The organism is bacterium, from assembly GCA_024226335.1.
GTDB lineage: Bacteria > Myxococcota_A > UBA9160 > SZUA-336 > SZUA-336 > JAAELY01.
This window is the reverse complement of sequence record JAAELY010000542.1, coordinates 1-3615: the sequence shown is the minus strand read 5'-3', so window position 1 is coordinate 3615 and position 3615 is coordinate 1. Positions and strand designations below refer to the sequence as shown.

The 3615-nt window shown below is 63.5% G+C and carries 3 protein-coding genes; 2 read left to right on the top strand and 1 reads right to left on the bottom strand.

From position 1 onward, the window contains the following. Together GY725_26070 and GY725_26065 are read left to right on the top strand one after the other, a co-directional pair. The coding region (locus tag GY725_26070) for a response regulator (protein MCP4007663.1) at positions 1–1032 on the top strand (1032 nt) is incomplete at its 5' end. A 295-nt stretch (positions 1033–1327) separates the two neighbouring features. Further along, positions 1328–1933, top strand: a complete 606-nt coding sequence (locus GY725_26065) for a transposase (GenBank protein MCP4007662.1) — start codon at positions 1328–1330, stop codon at positions 1931–1933. 160 nt (positions 1934–2093) lie between these two features. Here GY725_26065 and GY725_26060 read toward each other — a convergent pair whose 3' ends face one another. After that, positions 2094–3461: a beta-lactamase family protein gene (locus GY725_26060; protein MCP4007661.1), complete on the bottom strand. Its 1368-nt coding sequence runs from the start codon at positions 3459–3461 to the stop codon at positions 2094–2096. Positions 3462–3615: the final 154 nt, after the last annotated feature.

Below are 3615 nucleotides of genomic sequence, written 5' to 3'. Positions count from 1 at the left end.
GATGTGAACGGGATCATCGAGTCCACCAAGCGTGCTTCCGATCTGACCAACCAGATGCTGGCCTATTCCGGCAAGGGTCGGTTCGTCGTCGAGGATCTCGACCTGAGTCGCCTGGTGCGCGAAATGATCAACCTGCTCGAAATTTCGATCTCGAAGAAGGCTGCGCTTAGGTACGAACTGGAAGATGGCCTACCCGCGATCGAAGCTGATGGGACCCAGATTCGCCAAGTGGTCATGAATCTGATCACCAACGCTTCCGAGGCAACCGGCGACAGGAGCGGCGTGATCTCGATCCGAACCGGACTCGCCGACTGCGATCGGGAATACTTCGAGGGTGCGTATCCGGATGAGAAGCAGTCGCCTGGAGCGTATGTCTATCTCGAGGTGGCCGATACCGGGAGCGGGATGGATGCCGAGTCCCTTGCCAGGATCTTCGAGCCGTTCTACACGACCAAGTTCACGGGTCGCGGGCTGGGGCTCGCTGCGGTGCTGGGTATCATGCGCGGCCATCGGGGAGCGATCAAGATCCAGAGTGAGCCTGGCCAGGGGACGGTGTTCAAAGTACTGATTCCCGCGGTTGCTCGCAGCACAGCGGTGGTGGCAGATGAGCCTCTAGAAGCCCTGGGTTTGCACCCGACTGGATTGGCTCTGCTGGTCGATGATAATGAGATGGTGCTGGCAGTCACGAGCCAGTATCTGGAACGGATGGGTTGCGAGGTCATCACCGCCACGGATGGTCGCGAGGCTCTCGAGGTCTTCGAGCAGCGGTCGGATGAAATCGCCTTCGTCATTCTCGATCTCACCATGCCACACATGGACGGGGATGAGTGCTTTCGCGAGTTGCGCCGAATCCGCAGTGATGTGCTCGTGATTCTCACGAGCGGTTACAACGAGCAGGAGCTGACGCAGCGCTTCGTCGGCCACGGTTTCGCTGGATTTCTCCATAAGCCCTACGACGCGGTACAGCTGATCGCCAAGTTGAGGAGGATTCTCCGGGGATCTTCACCGCAGAACTCTGAAGATCCGCTCTAGCCGGTGTGGAATAGCAGCTGTCGACTCGGCCGAGCCTTCAAAGATCGATGCTCGAGCGGAACGGCGCCAGTTGGATCCACGCTATTCCGCCTCCGCGTTCACGCCTTGTTACGGCGTTGGTGCACGGACAAAAGATCCGCGACGGTTGGCGCCCCCAAGACTCGCGAAGAGTGTAGTCGATGGGCCTCACTCGCGGGATGAGATCCAGAGTCCATTCCAAGTACTAAACGAAGTATCGCCTGCGGAACTGGGCCGAGTACGATCGCGCTCTGGTGCAGCGCGGCGACATCACTTTGTGGATCTCGAGGCTCCCGATCACACGACGCTCTCTCGGCGTAGTCAGAGCCTCAACGTCGGCGAAGGCGAGTGGGCGGCCGCTAAACATGGAGGTCGCGGCAGACGTGGCTGGAAGAAGCTTCATCTCGGTGTTGATCGAACGGGCGGAATCGTCGCTCAGGCTCTGAGTCGCGGAAGCGCTGACGACGCGAAGGCCGCTCTTGCTCTCATCGATAGCATAGAGGCTGACATCGAAAGCCTCACTGCGGACACGACCTATGACACCGTCGCCATCTACGATGCCAGCACCGCACGAGGGACTGAAGTCGTCATTCCACCTTCGAGGAGTGCGACGGGATCGCGTCAACGAAGATCTCAGTCAAGCGCTCGCGATCGTACAATCATGAGAGTGAAGGAAATCGGGCGCGGCCAATGGAAGAAGGAGTCTGGGTACCCTCACCAGGCCCGAGTGGAGAACACGTTGTTCAGATACAAATCGATTCTTCGCGATAGACTCCGTGCTCGTCATCCAGAGTCGCAGAAGGCGGAGGCGGTGATTGCCTGCAATCTCCTGAATCGGCTAGCGAGCCTCAGAATGCCAGAGTCCTTCGCACTTGGTTCCTGAAGAAGATCACCGAAATGCCTGAGCTGTTGCCGTGCCTCGGTCCATGCACCAACGCCTCCTTTGGTTGCTGCACTTGTCGTTCCGTTCCGGTGCGCTCGCGACTCGGCGCACGCTCAGTCGTTGTCAGGGCGGCAGGCGCCGCGGAGCAAAGCACCTTCGTTCATGCGTCGTAGCGACGCTTCAGCTCGGCGCGCGCGCGGGCTTCGGAGACGAGCTTGGTACCGCCGAGCCAGATCTCGCGCACCCCGCCATCGCTCCCGCGCACAAGCCTCGCCGACTCACCGTGGCTCGAAAACGCGCTCGCGGCGCTGATGGTCGCCGTGTCACGGGGGCCGACGGTGAGCTGCGGTGCAGCCGCAAAGGGGTCGATGGCCGCCGGCGCTGTGACCAGGACGCGATCTCGTTGGGCCACCAGGTCGATGCACGACCACAGGCTCCACCAGCGACCCGTCCAGTCGCGTGTGCGGGCGGTGGGCGCGCCATGGGTCGCGAAGCTGCGCAGGATGCGGATGATGCCGTCGGACCATGGGCCGGCCATGCCATCGATCGCGTTGGCGACGACCGAGACCGTCAGTTCGCGCCCCGGCAGAACGCTGGTCCGGCTCAGGCAGCTCTGGAAGCCTCCGCTGTGACCGAACCACTGCCAGTCCGCGGTCTTGCCCAGGATGATGCCGAGCCCGTACTGCCGTGGCACCGGAGCATGCGGGTCATGCCACTGCCGGCGGATCATCTCTCGCCGGCTGGCCGGCGAGAGCACGGATCGCTTGGCTTCGGGATCGAGGGTCGCGAAGAAGCGCGCGAGGTCGGCCGCGGTCGACACAAATCCGGTCGCGGGCGCAAGCGCGCGTGTTGGATTATCACCCGGCACGCTCACGCGCCTGCCCAGTGGGAGCTTGGTGCCGTGACCGTGGGCGACCTTGGCCCCGCGGGGTGGCGGCCAGTCCGGGTCGGTCTCGCGGAGCTTCGATGCATCGATGATCTCGCGCCGGATCCAGTCGCCATAGGACTCGCCCGTCACGGCCTCGATGATCAGCCCGATCAGGCCGAAGCCATGGTTGGAGTACTTGAGCCGGGTGCTCGCCTCGAGCACGGGCGGGGCCGCGAGCGCGCTGAGCAGATCGCGCTCGCTGGCAAATGGCCGCCTGTCCTGCCACTGCCCCGCATCGGATCCGTCACGGATGAGACCTGCGCTGTGTGACAGCAGCTGCGTGAGCGTGGCCTCCGCAACCGCCGGGTGCAGACCGTCGACATACTGACCCGCCGGATCGTCCAGCCTCAGCCTGCCGGCCTCCCGCAGTTTCATGATCCCGGCGGCCGTGAAGCTCTTCGAGTGGGATGCCACACGGAAGCGGTGGCGCGGCGTCAGCGACCGCGGCCTGGGACCACCCGCACTGCCGAAGGCCTGCTCGAAGACGACCCGACCCCGGTGCGCCACGGCAACGACGCAGCCCGGCTGCTCGGTCGCGCGCAGCTGGTGCTCCAGCCAGCTGGGAATGTACCCCAGGGCCGCTTTCAACCATGCATCCACATCACACCCCCGGCCTAGGGAACCTCTGCACAGGGAGGCTGCGGCTGCGAAGCGCGATGCATCCGCCTGCGCTGCGTCGCGCGACCCTCTGCAGATCTACGGATCTGCGATCGGATCACGCTTCTTGCTCAGGCGGCGACTCCCGCTTCTCGCT